General features: G+C 45.6%; 16 protein-coding genes. 6 read left to right on the top strand and 10 right to left on the bottom strand.

Annotated features, from left to right (window positions below; all coding sequences use genetic code 11):
• Positions 1-37 precede the first annotated feature (37 nt).
• The gene (locus QUA43_RS09740; RefSeq protein WP_333373308.1) at positions 38-649 is read left to right on the top strand and encodes a CPP1-like family protein; all 612 of its coding nucleotides are present in this window, start codon (positions 38-40) and stop codon (positions 647-649) included.
• A gap of 279 nt (positions 650-928) precedes the next feature.
• Here QUA43_RS09740 and QUA43_RS09735 read toward each other — a convergent pair whose 3' ends face one another.
• Positions 929-1,612, bottom strand: a complete 684-nt coding sequence (locus tag QUA43_RS09735; protein ID WP_333373305.1) for an HAD family hydrolase — start codon at positions 1,610-1,612, stop codon at positions 929-931.
• Between the two features lie 614 nt (positions 1,613-2,226).
• Between QUA43_RS09735 and QUA43_RS09730 the strand changes: the two genes are divergently transcribed.
• Together QUA43_RS09730 and QUA43_RS09725 are read left to right on the top strand one after the other, a co-directional pair.
• Positions 2,227-4,374, top strand: coding sequence for a diguanylate cyclase domain-containing protein (locus QUA43_RS09730; protein WP_333373302.1), 2,148 nt, complete (start codon positions 2,227-2,229; stop codon positions 4,372-4,374).
• The gene (locus tag QUA43_RS09725; protein ID WP_333373299.1) at positions 4,355-4,888 is read left to right on the top strand and encodes a GNAT family N-acetyltransferase; all 534 of its coding nucleotides are present in this window, start codon (positions 4,355-4,357) and stop codon (positions 4,886-4,888) included. The genes QUA43_RS09730 and QUA43_RS09725 overlap by 20 nt, the downstream gene beginning before the upstream one ends.
• Positions 4,889-4,908: 20 nt before the next feature.
• Here the strand turns inward: QUA43_RS09725 and hppD are convergent, their stop codons facing one another.
• The 8 genes from hppD to pstS all read right to left on the bottom strand — a co-directional run bounded on the left by hppD (position 4,909) and on the right by pstS (position 14,696).
• Positions 4,909-5,970, bottom strand: coding sequence for a 4-hydroxyphenylpyruvate dioxygenase (hppD, locus tag QUA43_RS09720; protein WP_333373296.1), 1,062 nt, complete (start codon positions 5,968-5,970; stop codon positions 4,909-4,911).
• Between the two features lie 558 nt (positions 5,971-6,528).
• Entirely contained in the window at positions 6,529-7,236 is a 708-nt protein-coding gene (locus QUA43_RS09715) for an SDR family oxidoreductase (protein WP_333373294.1), read from the bottom strand.
• Positions 7,237-7,420: 184 nt separating this feature from the next.
• A complete protein-coding gene (locus tag QUA43_RS09710; RefSeq protein ID WP_333373291.1) occupies positions 7,421-8,830 on the bottom strand; it encodes an NYN domain-containing protein in 1,410 nt (469 codons plus the stop codon).
• Positions 8,831-8,872: 42 nt separating this feature from the next.
• The gene (locus tag QUA43_RS09705) at positions 8,873-10,144 is read right to left on the bottom strand and encodes an APC family permease (protein WP_333373288.1); all 1,272 of its coding nucleotides are present in this window, start codon (positions 10,142-10,144) and stop codon (positions 8,873-8,875) included.
• Positions 10,145-10,420: 276 nt separating this feature from the next.
• Positions 10,421-11,272, bottom strand: coding sequence for a phosphate ABC transporter ATP-binding protein PstB (gene pstB / locus QUA43_RS09700; protein ID WP_333373286.1), 852 nt, complete (start codon positions 11,270-11,272; stop codon positions 10,421-10,423).
• A gap of 56 nt (positions 11,273-11,328) precedes the next feature.
• Entirely contained in the window at positions 11,329-12,309 is a 981-nt protein-coding gene (gene pstA / locus QUA43_RS09695) for a phosphate ABC transporter permease PstA (protein WP_333373283.1), read from the bottom strand.
• Positions 12,310-12,384: 75 nt separating this feature from the next.
• Complete coding sequence (gene pstC / locus QUA43_RS09690; protein ID WP_333373280.1) at positions 12,385-13,386, bottom strand: phosphate ABC transporter permease subunit PstC; 1,002 nt, start codon at positions 13,384-13,386, stop codon at positions 12,385-12,387.
• Between the two features lie 281 nt (positions 13,387-13,667).
• Complete coding sequence (pstS, locus tag QUA43_RS09685; RefSeq protein WP_333373278.1) at positions 13,668-14,696, bottom strand: phosphate ABC transporter substrate-binding protein PstS; 1,029 nt, start codon at positions 14,694-14,696, stop codon at positions 13,668-13,670.
• A 337-nt stretch (positions 14,697-15,033) separates the two neighbouring features.
• Here pstS and QUA43_RS09680 point away from each other — a divergent pair, with 337 nt between their 5' ends.
• Genes QUA43_RS09680 through QUA43_RS09670 form a run of 3 tightly spaced genes read left to right on the top strand, consistent with a single transcriptional unit; the run spans position 15,034 to position 17,336 of the window.
• A complete protein-coding gene (locus QUA43_RS09680; RefSeq protein WP_333322213.1) occupies positions 15,034-16,542 on the top strand; it encodes a UbiD family decarboxylase in 1,509 nt (502 codons plus the stop codon).
• A gap of 10 nt (positions 16,543-16,552) precedes the next feature.
• Positions 16,553-16,870, top strand: coding sequence for a DUF6888 family protein (locus QUA43_RS09675; protein WP_333373276.1), 318 nt, complete (start codon positions 16,553-16,555; stop codon positions 16,868-16,870).
• A complete protein-coding gene (locus QUA43_RS09670) occupies positions 16,854-17,336 on the top strand; it encodes a DUF6887 family protein (protein WP_333373273.1) in 483 nt (160 codons plus the stop codon). Before QUA43_RS09675 ends, QUA43_RS09670 begins: the two co-directional genes overlap by 17 nt.
• Positions 17,337-17,504: 168 nt before the next feature.
• On the opposite strand, the gene QUA43_RS09665 is transcribed toward QUA43_RS09670, so the two are convergent.
• Positions 17,505-17,981: tetratricopeptide repeat-containing protein (locus QUA43_RS09665; RefSeq protein ID WP_333373271.1), on the bottom strand; the 477-nt coding region annotated here is incomplete at its 5' end.

Raw genomic sequence — 17,981 nt, 5'->3', positions numbered from 1 at the left:
ATTACTCTATAACGAGAGTCTTCAGCGGGTTATTACAATGAGTGAGCCAACTCCCTATCAACTGCTTGAAGTCGATGAAGATGCTTCCTTTGATGAAGTGCAAGAGGCCCGCACGCGCCTAGGTGAGCAGTACAGCGGTGACAAGAAACGTTTGGAATTGATCGAAGCAGCTTACGACGCGATCCTCATGGATCGCCTGCGGCAGCGACAGGAAGGGAAAATTAAAGTACCCGAACGCATCCGCTTTCCTGAGCGGCTGACGCCTCCGCCCGCAAGCTTTACTCCCTCTCCTCCTAGTGGCAGCCCTGCTTGGTTGCAGCGTCTAATCGATACTCCTAGTCGATCGGACATTTTGTGGCCTGCTGGAGTTTATGCGGGGTTGGGCGGACTGAGTATTTATCCGGCAGCTAATGATTCTTTACTACAGTTGACTCTGGCTCTTGGGGTCGGCTGTTGTCTTTATTTTGTTAATCGCAAGGAACAAAAATTTGGTCGGGCAGTGCTGCTGACTGTGGCTGGCTTGGTTATAGGCTTGTTGCTGGGAGGCTTTTTGGGTTCTTTGGTCAGTCCGGCATTTATAACAACAGAGAAATTTATCGCTTTGTTTACGTTTTTAATTCTGTGGCTGGTCAGCAGTTTTCTGCGATAGTCAGTTGTCAGTTGACAGTTGGCAGTTGACAGTTGGCAGTAGTTAATTATTGTTATTGGTTAATTGTTATTGGTTGGTTCGTAGTTTTTAGGTGTTAGTAGTTAGTTGATTGTTACCAATTACCAATTACTAATTAACAATTACCAATAACTAATGACTGTTGACTAATGATTGATGACTGTTGACTACTGACTACTGAACGGACTACTGACAACTGACTACTGACTACTGAACGGACAACGGACAACTGACAACTGACAACTGCCAACTGACTACTGACTACTGACTATCTAAAATAATCTCAACTGCTTCGCTCAAATTGTTGGCAATTAAATCCGGTTGGTGCATTTCTAGTTGGGTACGATCGCGAATTCCGCACAAAACACCAATTACCTTGACACCGTGTGTTTTTGCGGCTATAATGTCCGCCTCCGTATCCCCAACCATCCACATGTCTGAAGCCGGCGGCAGTTCGGCGAGAGCTTTTGCCATCAACAGCGGCTTATCTTTGACATCCCCGGTTTTGACGTAATCGTTGGGGAGGCAATAGCGGCGGTTTTCAGGGAAAAATTGCCCTAAATTGCAGCGGTTGAAGGCTTCGTCTAGTTCCCTAACACGGCGCATGGTCATCACCGCTAAGTCTACTCCAGCGCGCTGCACCTTTTCGAGGGTTTCCACGGCGCTGGGGACTGGTTGATCGTAAATCATGTAGGGTAGGGTGTGGACGGTTTGACGGCGTTTCTGAGCAAAATCGCGCGCTTGGGCTGCGTCTAATCCTGAGAGGATGGCAATTTCTGTTTCGGGAACCCGCGCGCGCTTCATGTCCCAAAACTCGGCTTTGGGGAGTTCGCGCACTGCTTGGCCCGAACGCTGAGTCTCGGCGAGACAATGCTGGTAAACTCGGTAGTAGCGATCGGACACGTCCATGATCGGGCCGTCAAAGTCGGTAATAAGTCTCAGCATTTAGCAGAGTATTTTTAAGCTTTTATACAAATCCTTCGATACTATATCACTTAAAGGTAACACTTTCTTTACAAAAATTGACACAAATACGCAGGGGAGGTAAGGTCTATAGGAATGGTGCTAATTAAAGCAAACATTTGAATTAAACTGTGCTATTCCTCAACTTTAGCGGTTGTAAGCCATGTGGGGGAATTGAAAATTCAAATGTGCCACACAAATAGTGTAAACCGCTACATATTGTTCATAAATTTCAACCTCAATGGAGGCTGATTGTGACTGCGCTTTATCAAAAAAAAGTTGGTCCAATTAATATTTGGTCTCATTTTTAAAATCAGCAAAAAACTGCTTGGAGGCTCCAAAGTGTACTGTTTGCATAAATTAGCCAGCGCTAACAGGTGATCGGATGCGCCAGTATAAAAATTTCCCTGAGAAATCGCAGCCAAACAACAACTAATATCGTTTCCGGTTGCATCGGCCTCCTAAAATCGAGTCAACAGTTAACACTCAACCATTCTGTTTTTCCATCCCTCCTTCTACAGTCAACAGTCAACAGTCAACCATCATTCCGGTGCAACCGGAATTGATCTAACTTTACCGGCTAACCTTTGAGAGAAATGCTCTACAATAACGAGATGCTTCCCACATTAACTGTAGAGAGCAGCCCCAGAAGTATTAATATTCTTCTTTATAAGCTGTTATCCTTACGCAGGATTGAATACCTCACAGTCGATCGGGAACTTAAGATTCAAGAAATATCTTTGAAAGTGCAAGATTTTGCCTACATTCATGAGGAAGTAGGCCAAGGAAAAGACGTGCGCGATAGTTTTCCCGAACTAATCGGAATCGAAAAAATCCTGGAAGATATTATTGAAGAAAGACAGCAAGATTGTCAGTTAAAATCAATTAGCAGAGTTCTCGAAGACGGATCTTATTTGTATCTGAATTTGTACATATTTGGTTATAAAGGACAAGCCAATGTTGACAGATTGATTATTTTATGCGAAGATGTGACAGATAGCAGGGGATCTCAGCCAACCATCGTTCAGGCTACCAAGAAAACAAGTGTTAAAGGCGATAAGTTAGCTGCGGCTGGCGATTATATTGACAAAATTATTAATTCCCTAGGGGATGTTTTGTTCGTAACAGGAACATCGGGAAAAATCAAAAAAGTGAATCAAGCTGCACAGCAATTATTTGGATATACCGAATCGGAATTAATCGGCAAATCCATATCCATGATTACGGCAGAGGAGGAATTGTTACGCAAAGTCAGCCAGCTACCTCCTGCACTTAAAAGCGAATATTGGCCTCAAGTAAAAGTAGCTTGCCAAACGAAAATAGGTTTAAAGCTGATTGTTGCGTTTTCATGCTCTAGTTTTGAGACAAGCACAGGAAGCAAGGATGCAGATAGGGAGGTTATACAAGATTTTGTTTATATCGGCAAAGACATTACCAAGCAACAACGCATAAAAAAGTGTCAAGAAGCACAGTATGCTGTGACTCATATCCTATCAGAATCAACTTCTCTAGATAGCGCAACTCCGAAAATTTTGCAAGCTATTTGCCAAAGTTTTGGGTGGGATCTTGGCGAACTTTGGACGCCTGCAGAGGCGGAGAAAGAAACTAGATTGGGTGAGGAAATAAAATCTGAAAAAGATCCGCTTTGGTGCCTGCCACTTTGCTGTCCGATCGAGGAAACTCCTTGTTGGCGGCGGGTGGCAGTTTGGCAGGCAGCGGAGGAAGTTAGGGAGTTTGCCGAAAACGACCAGCAGATTACTTTGGGGGCGGGTGAGGGTTTGCCGGGAGCAGTTTCCAGAAGCGGTTCTACGCAGTGGATTACTGATCTTGTGGCCGATCGCAATTTCGTGCGATCGCGCTTGGCCGAGGAAGCGGGACTGCGATCGGGATTCGGTTTCCCCATTCACGCTAGGAGCCAAGTTGTAGGAGTAATGACTTTTTTTTGCCGGGAAGAACTGCCACCGGATCAAGATTTACTTCAGATCATAGCTGTGGTAAGTTCTCAATTAGGAGAATTTGTCAAGCGCAAATATGCAGAGAAAGAATTGCAAGAAGCTGAAGCTTCAATCCGATTTTTGTACGAACAAGAAAAACGCCAAAGTGAAGAATTAGCTCGGCAAAACTTAGCTTTAGAACAAGCCAAATTAGAATTACAAGCAGCTAACATGGAATTGCAGCGCCTCGCTTCGGTGGATGGATTGACTCAAATTCCCAACCGCCGCTGTTTTGACAAAAAATTGGAGTTAGAATGGCAGTTGATGGAGCGAGAAAAAGAGTCGCTGTCTTTAATTTTGTGCGATATCGATTTTTTCAAACTTTACAACGATCGTTACGGGCATCAAGGAGGCGACGAATGTTTAAAACAAGTAGCCCAGATTTTAGCTAGCAACGCTCAGCGGGCAGGAGATTTAGCCGCCCGCTACGGTGGCGAAGAATTTGCGGTAATTTTGTCGCGAACTGATGTGCAAGGAGCCAAGCAGGTAGCTGAAGCAATTCGCAGCGATTTGAAAGCAGCGGAAATTTTTCATGCTGGTTCCAAGGTAAGTAAGTTTATAACTCTCAGTATGGGAATCGCTACTACTGTACCTGCTGCTGGTTTATCGATTGAGGAGTTAATTGGACAGGCAGATCGAGCCCTGTATCGAGCTAAACTAGAAGGGCGCGATCGTATAGTCTGCCTAGACTTGACAAGAGAATTTGAGGGCCCGAAAGGAGTATTTTCTGATGATTGTGAGAGAAGCTAAAATCGCTGACGCACCTGCAATCGCACGAGTGAATCTAGATACTTGGCGCACAGCTTACCGAAAAATTGTACCAGCAGATTACCTAGCGCAAATGTCCTATGAAAAAGCAGAAAGCCGTTGGCAAGAAATCCTGGCAAACGTCAAAAATACTGGGGTTTTTGTATGCGTTGCTGAGAATGAATCAGGAGAAATTGTGGGTTTTGCTGCCGGTGGTTGTGAGCGCACGGGCAAATATTTATATAAAGGAGAATTATTTGCCATCTATATTTTGGAGGAATATCAGCGTCAAGGAATCGGACGGCAACTCGTGAGAACAGTTGCCATAAAATTGGCAGAATTAAGTTTGAACTCGATGCTAGTTTGGGTACTAGGAGACAATTCAGCCTATAGGTTTTATGAATTCTTAGGAGGTGAAAAAGTAGACGAACAGCAAACAAGTAGAGCAGGAGTTGCACTCAAAGAAATTGCCTACGGGTGGAAAGATATCGCAGTGCTGATTAACCCGCCTGTATGACCTAAAAAGTGGAAGTTTTATCAATCATCTATCAAACTTCCCCTCTTCATTTGTTCGCGTTCAATTGCCTCAAACAAAGCTCGAAAATTCCCCGCCCCAAAACCTCCAGCTTGCACCGGTTTGCCGTTAACTAAACTAACTCGGCGCTCAATAATCTCGAAAAAGAAAGTCGGTTCTGCAAAAATTGGCTGGGTAAAGATTTGCAGCAGCATCGCTGCGGGAGTATCTTCTTGCCAATCGGCCAAAACTTGACAAGCTGCAATTGCTTGCCAATCTGCGGGCAAATAGTTTTGCCGCTGCTGCAATTCGGAGTAGTATGTTGGAGGAACCGGTAGAAAAGGCAAACCGCACGATCGCAAATCGGCAACAACCCCCACAATATTATTAGTTTGCAAAGCCATGTGCTGAATACCCGGCCCCCGATTTGCGCTCAAAAACTCTTGAATTTGAGAATTAGCTGATGCTGGTTCATTAATCGGGAATTGCACCCCACCTTCAGCGTGCACCATAACTTGACTCCGCAAAGCCGATTTCTCAGTCTGAATGTCAAAATTTTGCTGCGGTTGAAAACCTAATATTTTTTGATACCAACTAACAGCACTTGATAAATCGCCCGATTCCACATTTAACACTACGTGGTCAATCCGGGTAAACAACGGCAGCTTATCCGAAGCCGATAGCAGTGAATGGCTGCCAATTCGCTCAACAAGCGTGTGGCTTAAATCTCCCCAGCCCGCAATTTTTGCCCGCTTAAAATAGCCTCCTGCGTTTAGGTCTTCTTGAATCGGTTCCAGGATTTTAGCGCCTTCAGCAGCCGCTCTAGCTACCGCTAATTCGATATTTTTTACCCGAAAACCCACATCGGCAATCCCTGGAGGATGAAACTTCAACCAACTAGCAGCGGGACTAGCGGGTGTCAGGGGCGAAGATAAAACAAAACATACATTGCCGCTGCTGACAACTTCAGTGTGAGTGTGGCTGTTGGCATAACCTGCTATGGATTGAAAGCCTAAGTGGCTGACAAACCAGTCGCAGGATACTTTAGCATTTTCAACGTAAAATTGAATGCGATCGAACTCCATAATCAATAATTGAAAATGGAAACTGAAAAATGGAAAATCCTCTTGTTCTCAGTGCAAAACTGCAAGGGTGGGATTAAGGAAAGAATATTTTTCATGTTTTTTTATGCGTCGGCTTAATAATAACCTCAAAATTGAAGATCCTAACTCCCTCTGAAGGCATAAATACGTCGGCACTTACAATAAACCCGGTGTCTGCGATAGACGCGCGCATTATAGCAGTAAGCTGCTGATGGGCGCACCTTACATAATTAGGTGCTCCGCAAGTTCTCACACGTAAAAATATCATAATTTTTCGGGTTTTCAGCTTCCGTTGCCGAATCCCGAATGCCTTCAAATCACTCCTCAATCGGTAAGGATTTAGGTATCTGAAACGTAGTCACAGAAGGACTTCTAGAATTCAAGCATTCGCTAAATCAACAGCTTAATTCTCAAGAGGTACGAAAATAAAAGCTTTCATGGTTTCTTCATAAGAAGGGATATTTGATGATTGTTCGATCAAATGGTTACACCGTATAGGTTTTACTGCTTTTTACCTGACCTGAATCCTTACCTCAATCCCTAAAAGAACAAATGACTTTCCGGCTGAATATTAATCTCCATCGGCACAGCTTGCGGGTCAGCCGAAAGAGCAAACATAATCGCATTTGCAGCAGTTTCGGTACTCAGCATTTTTGACCTGTCTACCTTCAAACTCACATTATCCCAAAACGGAGAATCAATCCCGCCAAAATAGAATAGCGTAAACTTAATGCCGTAGCGTCGCAGTTCATCTGCCATGCACTTGCTGAAACCAACTACCCCAAACTTTGAAGCGCAATAAGCGGTTCCCATCGCCATCGAATGCTTGCCCAAAATCCCGATGACATTGCAAATGTGACCGGATTTGCGCTCTTTCATCACATTCGCCGCTGCTTGAGACGTGTAAAAACTGCCTTTTAAGTTCAAGTCAAGCATTGCATCTAAATCAGCGGCTTCTAACTTGTTCCACTGCTTAAGAATTCCGGCACCAGCGGCGTTTATGAGGGCATCAATTTGTCCGAAATCTTCCACAGCTTTGTGCATCAGCGTCTCGACTTGCGACAAATCAGTGATATCTGTCGGTACGCACAGTACCTCTGTTGCTGAAAGTTCGCTAGCTAAAGTGTCTAATTTACTGCTGTCTCTGGCTGCGAGCACTAGCCTCGCACCCGCATCAGCAAGTTTGCGGGCCACCGCTGAACCGATGCCGCCAGTCGCACCCACCACAACCACAACTTTGTCCTGCATATCCCTTTACATTTCTTTACGTCCAGATTGCATGATAACTCAAGTTGCTAGTAATGGGGAGGTTGATATAGCAATCCTTGCAGGAGTCGTAAATTTTTGACCCCACCCCAACCCTCCCCTTATCAAGGGGAGGGAGTAAGAAATTTACAAATTATTTAGGATGGCTATATATTTTAATTTTTAATTAATTGAGGGAAACTTGCCAGCCTTTTTCGGCTTTTTTTAGCTGGAGAGAAGTGCAGGATTGCAAAAATTTAGTAAATTTCCTACCCAGATTAAAATCTTTAATTATTTGGGTAATTTGTTTGCCGTATTGTCGGTGAAATTCGCTGCCTACATTGGAGAGAAATACAGAATTTTCAGGAGAGTTGTCGGTTAAGTCGCCAACGATTTTGACAAGAGCTCTTTCCAAGTCTTCCAGAGAAGTAATATCGGTCAAAGTCGCAGGTGCTGGCTGGTGGTTATTCAGAATTTCTTGGCTAAGTATTGGCGGTGGGGGCGATAATCTCACTTCAAAAAGAGTGACATAAGTTTGAGAAACTTCTGAGGGTTTGTGGAGGACGAAATCGGTGGGATATTTGAGAAAGATATCCCTGGTTTTAGTACCGAGCAAATGATGGGCAATAACTTGATTGAGGACTAAGCCGTAAGTTTCCCTAAATAAAGCTGAAACAGTGGAAAGTTTGATCCACTGAGTTGAGGTGCGTTTTTGCTCTTTTTGGATTAATTCTTTGAGTTGAATAACTAATTGTTCTAGGGGTGTGATTTCCGGTATAGTTACAAGAGAATGGGTTTCCACTTGTCCAGTTTTGCTGTTTAAAACTATGATTTTATCTATTTGTTTGCGGACTTGAAATACTGTTAGTCCGTGGGCTTGCAGTGTATTGCTGAGGTGAGTGAGGGCGCGATCGGACGAACAGACAAAAATCTCTTTGGCTGTGGGATAATGTACGAAAATCGAGGCGCCGACTGTAGCCATTTTTAAGTCAGCGCTGTCTTTGCCGGGGGGGACGTGAATTAGTTGATAGCCGCGCTGGTGAAATTCGGCATCTTTTTTGCCCATGCTGCGCCAGTTGGCAAAGGCAACTTTGATTTGGATGGGATAGTGGCAAATTCCCTCTAGGAATTTTTCGGTTTCGATGGTGAGTTGCAGGTTTTCGACATCTAGCAGCAAGATAGCAATGCCGATAGGAAGCGAATTTGTTTGATTGGTGGTGGGAGTGGGAGGTTCTGACGAAACTGAGTTTTCTGATTTAGGTGGTGCTGTTTCAGATTGGGCTAGCTGCTGAATTTTGGCACATAATTTGCTGAATTGAGGTGAATTAACGAATTCTGGAATCAGCAGAATTTGTAGGTATTTTTTCGCGGTCAGCAGCAGGGAATCTGTATCGCTGGCTACAGTGAAACTTTTTGTCAATTTTCCAATCAAAACTGACTGAAAATCAGGTTTGGCCCAGGGGGTTTTCCTATATTTTTCAGTTATCCATTCGGGATGCTGTTCCTGAATGGTAATTAGGGTTTGAGCTATATAGCGACTGATGACGCTGAATGCGGGAGATTCTTGAGTCGCCAGCAAGGAAGTTCGATCGGGCATGGCCCTCTACAATGCAGAATGCTGTTTCAATTTATCACAATTCTAGTTTTTCGCCGGGAGTCGGACGATCGCCCGCCAAATTAAACCGGCGGCAATTAATGCCAATCCTGTCAGCCAAATTTGCCTCTCCACCCAGAAAGCCAGAAACAGACACGAAGCCAAACCCACCCAAGCCAACCACTGCGGATAAAGCCTTTCGGCGGGGGAAAGTTGCAGCGCGGCGAGGTTGGTGATAGCGTAGTATATCAAAACGCTAAAAGCACTGAACGACCAAGTGGTTTTGACATCGCCGACGAGGATTAAAAGTGCGATCGTAACTTCGACAACCACCACAGCCACGTAGGGAGTTGTCCCCGAAGGATTCAGCCGCGCCAAGACTCTCGGCATATCCAAGCGCCGCCCCATCGCCAGCCAGATGCGCGACAGCCCTAAAATTAAGTTCAGCAAAACTCCCAACATAGCGGTAATTGCGCCGACGGCTAGCAGTTGAGAAACTCCTGGAATTCGGAAACTGCGGGCGATGACTTCCAAAGGTGCAGTCGTGCCACCTGTTTGTAAAGACAATTTATCGGCTCCCCCCGCGCCCGCGACAACTACTGCTACCCCGACGTAAAGCAGCATTGTCAGCACCAAAGTGAAAATTATGGCTTTGGGAATGGTTTCCCTCGGTTCCCGCACTTCCTCGCTCATTGTGGTGATGCGGGCGTAACCGCTATAAGCGACAAACATCAGGGCGGTGGCCTGGAAGATGGAGCCGATCGAGCTATGATTCTGTAGCGCGGCCATTTCCCACCTTACCTCTGGCAAACCGACAGCAACAAACACCGCTAAGGATAGAAGTGTAACTGAGACTATGGCAGTATTGGCAATATTCGATCGCCTAATTCCCGTTAAGACAACCAGAGTGAGGGTGGCGAGGGCGAATAAAGCTGTTAGGATCAGGTAAGTGCGATCGGCTACACCAACTGCATTTAAAAAATACCCTGCAAAACCTAAAGCAGCAGTAGCCGCAGAAGCCGTTTTCGCCAACAAAAACATCCAGCCCGCTGTAAAACCCAGCCAAGGATTGAGATATTTGTAGCCATATTCATAAGTTCCGCCGTTAACAGGATGATTTGCCGCTAATTGAGCGCTGTTAAAACCATTGCAAACAGCAACTAAAGCCGCAATACCCACAGCCAAAATCACTCCCGGCCCAGCAACTTCCGCAGCAATGCCGATACTCACAAATACTCCGGTACCGAGGATTGAGCCCAGGCCCATAAGAGTAGCGCCGAAAATACCTAACTCTCGCTTAAGAAGTGGTGAAGACATAAATATAGCGGTTTTCTGCTCATTGCCATACTGATATTAGGTTACATCGAGTAATATTTGCAATAATTCCGGCCGGGGCTTAAACCCCCGCCTCAAAAATCAAGTCTCCAGCTAGGAGGACTGAAATACTTATTGAGAATGTTGCCAAATCTGAGTTAACACTAAGTCAAAGACTATTACTATTTCAGAGTTTTCTTAAGAGAACTTTAACTGTGAGACAGGGACTTAAGCCCCTGTCATAATATAGCGACTGAGAGAAAGCAAAACACCCTGGTATTAACCGAAACGACCTTGAATGTAATCTCTCGTACTCGAATTGTCCGCAGAAGTAAAAATTTTACTTGTCGGCCCAAATTCCACCATGTGGCCGATGCGGCTTTCATCAGTATTAAAGAAAGCCGTGTAATCAGAAACGCGAGCCGCCTGCTGCATATTATGCGTAACAATCACAACAGTTAACTGCTGGCGTAGAGTCTGAAATAACTCCTCAATCTTCATCGTTGAAATCGGATCTAGAGCAGAACAAGGTTCATCCATCAGCAAAATTTTTGGCTTCACAGCCAAAGCGCGAGCAATACAAAGTCGCTGCTGCTGTCCCCCCGAAATCCCCTGAGCCGATTTATTCAAATCGTCTTTGACTTCATCCCAAAGCGCTGCACTTTTAAGTGCAGATTCCACAATTTCATCTAATTCTGCTTTGCTTTTGCGACCAAAAATCCTCACCCCGTAAGCAATATTATCGTAGATGCTCAGTGGAAAAGGATTCGGTCTTTGAAACACCATCCCAATTTGCCGACGCAAACTATTAATGTTTACTTTCGGGCTGTAAATATCCTGTCCAAAAAACTCTACTCTTCCTTTAATTTTAACTTTTCCCTCCAATTCACCAATCCGGTTGAGAGCTTTGAGAAACGTAGATTTGCCGCAACCTGAAGGGCCAATAATAGCCGTCACTTGCGGGTGAGGGATATTCATCGATAAATTTTCTAAGACTTTGTGAGTTCCGTAATAAAAACTCAAGTCCTGAACCCGCAGTGCTGGCATTGCATTGGGGTCAATTTCCGGGGTGGCATCGTCTAGGAATTGCTCTGTATAGTTTTCTGATTTCAAGTTAGCTTTAGGTTTCATTATTTGCCTGGTTATCGTGTTAATATTTGATTGAGAGATACACTTTAGTTATTGATTTATCGGTTTTGCAAGCGTTTCCGAGTTACGGTACGGGATGCGACGCTAGCAATTAAAACCATGCCCAAAAGGACAGAGGCAGCAGTCCACGCCAATTCGTTCTGCTCTTTGTAAGGAGAGCTGGCGTAGCTATATATTAATACTGACATAGAAGGAGTCGGAGTCAGCAGTGTTTCTGGAATTTCTTTGAGTTTTGAGATAGTTTCTGCGCCTATAGGAGACTGCATGATCTCGCCCAACTTATCAACTAAAGGAGGCCAGAATTGACTCGACAACGCCGTTACAATCAGCGGTGCGGTTTCGCCGGCGGCCCGGGAAGCAGCGAGTAAAATACCTGTGGTAATAGTTGGAAGTGCTGAGGGTATAATAATCCGAAAAATAGTTTGAAAGCGTCCGCCTCCCAAACCAGCAGAAGCGAGGCGGTAAGAAGTAGGCACTAATTTTAATGCTTGTTCTGTTGTCAGAGCAACAACTGGAAGCATGATGACGGCGAGGGCAAAACCGCCGGCTAAGGATGAAAATGCTTTGGTGGTAACGACGATTAGGGCGTAGGAAAAGACGCCAACTACGATCGAGGGAACGCTGCTGAGAATGACGGTGATAAAGCGAATACTATTGGCTATCGCTTTGTTTTCTCTACCAAACTCAGACAAAAATATTCCCGTCATTACGCCTATGGGTACGCTGATTAATGTAGCAATTCCTACCATTAAAGCTGTGCCGAGAATCGCATTTGCAAAGCCGTTAGGCTGGTCTTCAACTCCGACGGGTGCTGGTAGAGACACTAGCACTTCCCAGCTCAAATGTGTGAGTCCTTCCCCCAGGATTTTGTATAAAATAGCAAACAAAGGGAGCAGGGCTAGAGCTGTCAGAGCAAAAGCGATAACTGTCATTCCCCGGCTGAAAAGAGTTCGGCTTAGGGAGAGGGGGTTGTTGATTTCTGCATCCAGAATACTGTCTAATTTTTGTGCTTGAGTCATGCGATTTTAGATTTTAGATTGAACCAGCGGATAAACCAGGCGGCGCGGCTTGTGATAAAATTGCTTTCGATGATGTTAAGTTTTGGCTCCCTTGGCCCCAATTAGCTGCACTAACAATACTGCGATCGCATTTACTAACAGAGTGATCACAAATAAAATTAAGGCTAAATACATCAAAGCGCCGGTGTGCAGCGGTTCGACAGCTTCCCGAAATTGACTTGCCAAAACAGCAGGAATTGAGTAGCTGGGAGCGAGCAGGGATGGGTTAATTTGAATCGAGTTGCCAATTACCATTGTGACGGCCATTGTTTCCCCTAATGCGCGTCCCAATGCTAATATGGTGGCGCCGATAATCCCTGAACTAGCTGCTGGTAACAACAGCTTAAATATTGTTTCCCAGCGGGTGGCACCGAGGGACATGGAAGCACTTCGCAAATCTACTGGAACTGACATCAATACATCGCGGCTGATGGCGGCTACTGTTGGCAAAATCATAATCGATAACAGTATTCCGGCCGGCAGCATTCCGGGGCCTAAAGGTTCACTGCTGAACAGAGGAAACCAACTGAAATTATCGAACAATGACTGCTGTAATGGCAACAAAAAGGGAATCAGAACAAAGATTCCCCAAAGGCCAACTATCACGCTGGGAATAGCCGAGATTAATTCAACCATGAATCCCAAGGGCGATCGCACCCAGACGGGTAAGAAGTTCTCGCTAGTAACTATAGCTACTGACAGCCCTAAAGGAAGTGCGATGATTATGCCGATCGCAGAACTAATTACAGTACCGTAAATAAACGGCAAAGCCCCAAACTGCAACTCGCCGATATCCCACTTGGGATTCCACAAGAAGGAGAGTCCAAATTGGCTAATAGCAGGCCAAGCATCTTTAAAAATTACCGCACTCATCCAAAACAACGTACCCGCTGTCGCTAGTGCAAAGCCCCATACAAATATTGTAAATCCTGACTCCATCCATAGACCTTCACCAGCAGTATCTGTCAAATCTACTTCTGTGCTTTTTGCTGTCTGTTGCTTAGTCAATTTTTCCGGTTTCTTGGCAAAATTGGTCATACCCTAGTTACTGCGTAAACAGTGAAATATTTGCTTGAAAGACGAGTAATTATAATGCGCTGGTAGGGTGCACTTTGTATCTAAGTCTCGATCCCCCTAAATCCCCCTTAAGAAGGGGGACTTTGAATGCTCTTCCCCCTTTTTAAGGGTGACGCAAGAATGCTCCGGTTCCCCCCTTCTTAAGGGGGGTTAGGGGGGATCGAGGAGCTAAAGAGGAGCCAGAGGAATCTAAAATTTAGATGCGGCTCAGCTTAACTCATAACCCCGTGCGATCGCCCCAATTAACCTCTGGCAACCACAGTCTGATTAACTGTTTGAACCACCTTTTGAGCTGTAGCTGAAGGAATTGTAGTAAACTCTAACTGTTTGTTGATACCTTGACCTGTAGTCATCACCCAATTAACCATCTTTTTAATAGCATCTGCTTTCGCTGCAGGATACTGTTTGTAGATTAACAGCCAAGTCAAACCAACAATCGGATAACCGTCGTTAGGATTGCCTTCTACTAAGCGGAAGTCTGCGGGGAATGTTTCCCCTGCTAAAGCTTTCTCTGCTTCAGCCAAGCTAGGCTCTACAAACCGGCCAGCTTTATTTTGAATAAACGCTGTTTGGAGATTGTTTTGCCGAGCATAAGTATCTTGAACGTAGCCGATCGCACCCGCTGTATTCTTCACCAAAGCAGCTACGCCGGGGTTTCCTTGACCGCTGACAGGACTTCCTGGCCAACTCGGCTGAGCGGCAGCTTTGATGCTGCTACCAGTTGCCTGTAAGTGGTTAGCAAAAATAAAGGTTGTACCGCTGCTATCTGCGCGTACAGCTACTCGAATGGGAGTATTTGGCAAGTTTTTAGCTTGTCCAGAAATTCCGGCTATTTTCGCATCATTCCAGCGAGTAATCTTGCCTTCAAAGATGCCGTTCATGGCATCCTTATTTAGCCTCAGATTGGTCACTCCGGGCAAGTTGTAAACAACTGCAACAGCACCGCCAGCAGTCGGAACCGCCATAACGCCGCGCTTTACCTGAGCGATTTGTGCAGCAGTCATCAGCGCGTCGCTGCCTGCGAAATCAACAGTGCCTGAAATTAATGCTTTGATACCAGCACCGCTGCCAGTTCCTTCGTAGTTTACAGTAATTTGATTTGCACTTCTCATCTGAGAGAAGTAGCGATCGTAAAGAGGTTTAGGGAAAGTTGCTCCCGAACCATTTAGGGTTACAGCAGCTACAGCGGAACTAATCAAAGTCAGCGAAAATGCTGCTGCTGCTAGTGTCACTATAAAACCACGTCGCCAACGTGCAGTGAAGAAATTCATACTCCTCGTCCTCAATATTGATAGCAGGCTTTGCAAATCTCCTCCATAGGATAGACTGAAATCCGCAAGTAAAGGGATAGCTTAGAATAAGCTTATTTTAAATTTTGATTAACATTAGATTAAATAACAAAAGAATAAGCTTTGTTTAAATTATGGTTAAGAGTATTTTAAATAAAAATTAGCTAAAGTCAGTTTTTGGTGAATCAGACAAATACCAAATCATAGAGTAAGGATAACAAGAGAAATTTATTTAGCGATCGCCCGATCGCCCCCACCCCGCACTCCATCCCCCGATCGCCGCATAATAGTAGGGACACTTAACATTTCTTTAACAACAATGGCAAGAGACTTGCGGGGATTCCTAAAACTACTCGAAGAACGGGGACAACTGCGCCGGATAAGCGCCTTAGTCGATTCCGACCTCGAAATTGCCGAAATTTCCAACCAAATGCTGCAAAAAGGCGGCCCTGGATTGCTGTTTGAAAACGTCAAAGGGGCAGAATTCCCCGTCGCGATTAACCTGTTGGGTACGGAACAGCGCGTTTGCTGGGCGATGAACATGGAAAAGCCGATCGAACTAGAAGAGCTCGGCAAAAAACTGGGAATGCTGCAACAGCCAAAACCGCCGAAAAAGATTTCCCAAGCGATAGAATTCGGCAAAGTGCTGTTCGACGTAGTGAAAGCCAAACCCGGCCGCGACTTTTTCCCAGCTTGTCAGCAAGTGGTAATTGAGGGAGAAGGGCTGGATTTGAACAAAATCCCGATGATTCGCCCTTATCCGGGAGATGCGGGCAAAATTATCACCCTGGGTTTGGTAATTACGAAAGATTGCGAAACGGGCACGCCGAATGTGGGGGTTTATCGGTTGCAGTTGCAGTCAAAAAACACGATGACTGTACACTGGTTATCGGTGCGGGGCGGCGCGCGGCACTTGCGGAAAGCGGCGCAGGCTGGTAAAAAATTGGAAGTTGCGATCGCCCTTGGAGTCGATCCTTTAATCATCCTCGCCGCAGCAACGCCAATTCCTGTAGATTTATCGGAATGGTTATTTGCCGGACTTTACGGCGGTTCCGGCGTGCAATTGGCCAAGTGCAAAACCGTAGATTTGGAAGTACCGGCAGACTCGGAAATCGTGTTAGAAGGAACGATTACCCCCGGTGAAGTTCTGCCCGACGGGCCCTTCGGCGATCACATGGGTTATTACGGCGGCGTGGAGGATTCGCCGCTGGTGCGATTCAACTGCATGACGCACCGCAAAGACCCGATTTATCTGACGACATTTAGCGGGCGGCCACCGAAAGAAGAAGCAATGATGGCGATCGCGCTTAACCGTATTTATACGCCTATTTTGCGGCAGCAAGTATCGGAAATTGTCGATTTCTTCTTACCGATGGAAGCCCTGAGTTACAAAGCTGCAATTATCTCGATCGATAAAGCATATCCCGGTCAAGCGCGGAGGGCTGCTTTAGCATTTTGGAGTGCATTACCGCAGTTTACTTACACTAAGTTTGTGATTGTTGTCGATAAAAGTATCAACATTCGCGACCCGCGTCAAGTAGTGTGGGCAATTAGTTCTAAAGTCGATCCAGTTCGAGACGTATTTATTTTGCCGAATACGCCTTTTGATACGTTAGATTTTGCCAGTGAAAAGATTGGTTTGGGAGGCAGAATGGGGATTGATGCTACTACGAAGATGCCGCCGGAAACCGATCACGAATGGGGGGAAGTTTTGGAGTCCGATCCTGATGTGGCGGCGATGGTAGAAAGGCGTTGGGCTGAGTATGGTTTGGCCGATTTGAATTTGGGTGAAGTCGATCCGAATTTGTTTGGATATGAGATGAGGTAGGGAAACGGCATTGCCGTGTCCGGCGCGGGGAGGAGGAGACGGCAGTGCCGTTTCCCTACAATTAATCTGGCGTAGGGAAACGGCACTGCCGTCTCCTCTATATTCTAAAGTTTGTGTCACAATTGAGGAAAAATCGATTAATCCTACTGACGAACAAGCCCAAGCCTGTCTGCGCGTGTGCCAGATGTTCTCTAGCTACTACCGAGATATTCAACTATTCCGTTTTAATGCTCAAACCAGAGAAGTATATATTTTCGTAAGTGATGAGCTGCAAGTAATCGTATCTATTAATGGACTTTGGAGGTTTTTGGATGAAACCGAACTTTGATGAAATGAGCAGAACCGAATTAAAAGCTTACGTCCTATCGCATCGGGATGATGATGAAGCAATTCGGGTGTTTTTTGGTCGCCGCAATCCGTCAGATTCAAAAGCGACGTGGTACGGGCCGATGACTACTCCTGAAGGTGCACCTATTGCAGAAAATATTCGCATCGCTGAGGAAGCAATTAAGAAAAGAGCTGAAATCGATCGCGAAAAACAACAACAACGGGAAAAAGCACAGGAGGATGGATTACGCCAAAAATTAGAACGGGAAATTGAGCAAAAACTTAGAGCAAAAATTGAATTAGAAGTCGAACAGAAGTTGCAGGAAAACTTAGAAAAAGAAATTGAGGCTCTGATAAGTGCGATCGCCCAATTTTTAGTAGCAACTAGCGGCTTTCCATCAAGACTTGCAACGCCGATCGCACTTTTGGCAATTCGTGCCGGAATTGAAGATTTTGGCGATTTTTAGAATGGGCGATCGAATTGAGTGCGATCGGGACTTATGCGCTTCCTCAGAGAAACCGGGTTTTTTGCCGAGTGTGCGGGCTGTAACGAAGTATTCTGGAAAAAACCCGGTTTCTGGGCCCCATGCGTAAGTCCTGTAGGAAATTGGCAACAATCGCTCTAGCAGCAACAGCTACTCCCTCTCCCGAAGTTGCTGAAGCATTGCTTGCGTTGTTGGATGCTGGGAAAGTTGCGAGTCTTGACCTGTTGATATCGCCTCCTGGAGAAAATTAATGAAATTTTTCCAAACGCCTTGGGTGTTGGGATGATCTTTTCCCAATCGGTTGAAAAAGATTTTTAATGCTCTCAGGTAAAGCGGTTCCGCCTCCGGGTAGCGACCCATTATTGCATAGTACAGCACTGCCAGATTGTTCAAACCCTGAGCCGTATCGGGATGGTCGGCTCCTAGCTGCTGCTCCGAGATTGAGAGCGATCGCACAAACAAGGGTTCTGCCTCCGGGTAGCGACCCATTGCATAGTACAGCACTGCCAGATTGTTTAAGCTTTGAGCCGTATTGGGATGGTCGGCTCCTAGCTGTTGCTCCCTGATCGAGAGCGATCGCACTAATAAGGGTTCCGCCTCCGGGTAACGTCCCATTGCGCGGTATAG

Source organism: Microcoleus sp. N9_B4 (assembly GCF_036701635.1).
Lineage (GTDB): Bacteria > Cyanobacteriota > Cyanobacteriia > Cyanobacteriales > Microcoleaceae > Microcoleus.
This window is presented reverse-complemented; position numbering and strand designations above follow the sequence as displayed.

Bases quoted from the DNA above. Each gene is read 5' to 3' on its own strand.
- QUA43_RS09740 (WP_333373308.1), top strand. From the start codon at position 38: ATGAGTGAGCCAACTCCCTATCAACTGCTTGAAGTCGATGAAGATGCT.
- QUA43_RS09735 (WP_333373305.1), bottom strand. From the start codon at position 1,612: ATGCTGAGACTTATTACCGACTTTGACGGCCCGATCATGGACGTGTCC.
- QUA43_RS09730 (WP_333373302.1), top strand. From the start codon at position 2,227: ATGCTCTACAATAACGAGATGCTTCCCACATTAACTGTAGAGAGCAGC.
- QUA43_RS09725 (WP_333373299.1), top strand. From the start codon at position 4,355: ATGATTGTGAGAGAAGCTAAAATCGCTGACGCACCTGCAATCGCACGA.
- hppD (WP_333373296.1), bottom strand. From the start codon at position 5,970: ATGGAGTTCGATCGCATTCAATTTTACGTTGAAAATGCTAAAGTATCC.
- QUA43_RS09715 (WP_333373294.1), bottom strand. From the start codon at position 7,236: ATGCAGGACAAAGTTGTGGTTGTGGTGGGTGCGACTGGCGGCATCGGT.
- QUA43_RS09710 (WP_333373291.1), bottom strand. From the start codon at position 8,830: ATGCCCGATCGAACTTCCTTGCTGGCGACTCAAGAATCTCCCGCATTC.
- QUA43_RS09705 (WP_333373288.1), bottom strand. From the start codon at position 10,144: ATGTCTTCACCACTTCTTAAGCGAGAGTTAGGTATTTTCGGCGCTACT.
- pstB (WP_333373286.1), bottom strand. From the start codon at position 11,272: ATGAAACCTAAAGCTAACTTGAAATCAGAAAACTATACAGAGCAATTC.
- pstA (WP_333373283.1), bottom strand. From the start codon at position 12,309: ATGACTCAAGCACAAAAATTAGACAGTATTCTGGATGCAGAAATCAAC.
- pstC (WP_333373280.1), bottom strand. From the start codon at position 13,386: ATGACCAATTTTGCCAAGAAACCGGAAAAATTGACTAAGCAACAGACA.
- pstS (WP_333373278.1), bottom strand. From the start codon at position 14,696: ATGAATTTCTTCACTGCACGTTGGCGACGTGGTTTTATAGTGACACTA.
- QUA43_RS09680 (WP_333322213.1), top strand. From the start codon at position 15,034: ATGGCAAGAGACTTGCGGGGATTCCTAAAACTACTCGAAGAACGGGGA.
- QUA43_RS09670 (WP_333373273.1), top strand. From the start codon at position 16,854: ATGAAACCGAACTTTGATGAAATGAGCAGAACCGAATTAAAAGCTTAC.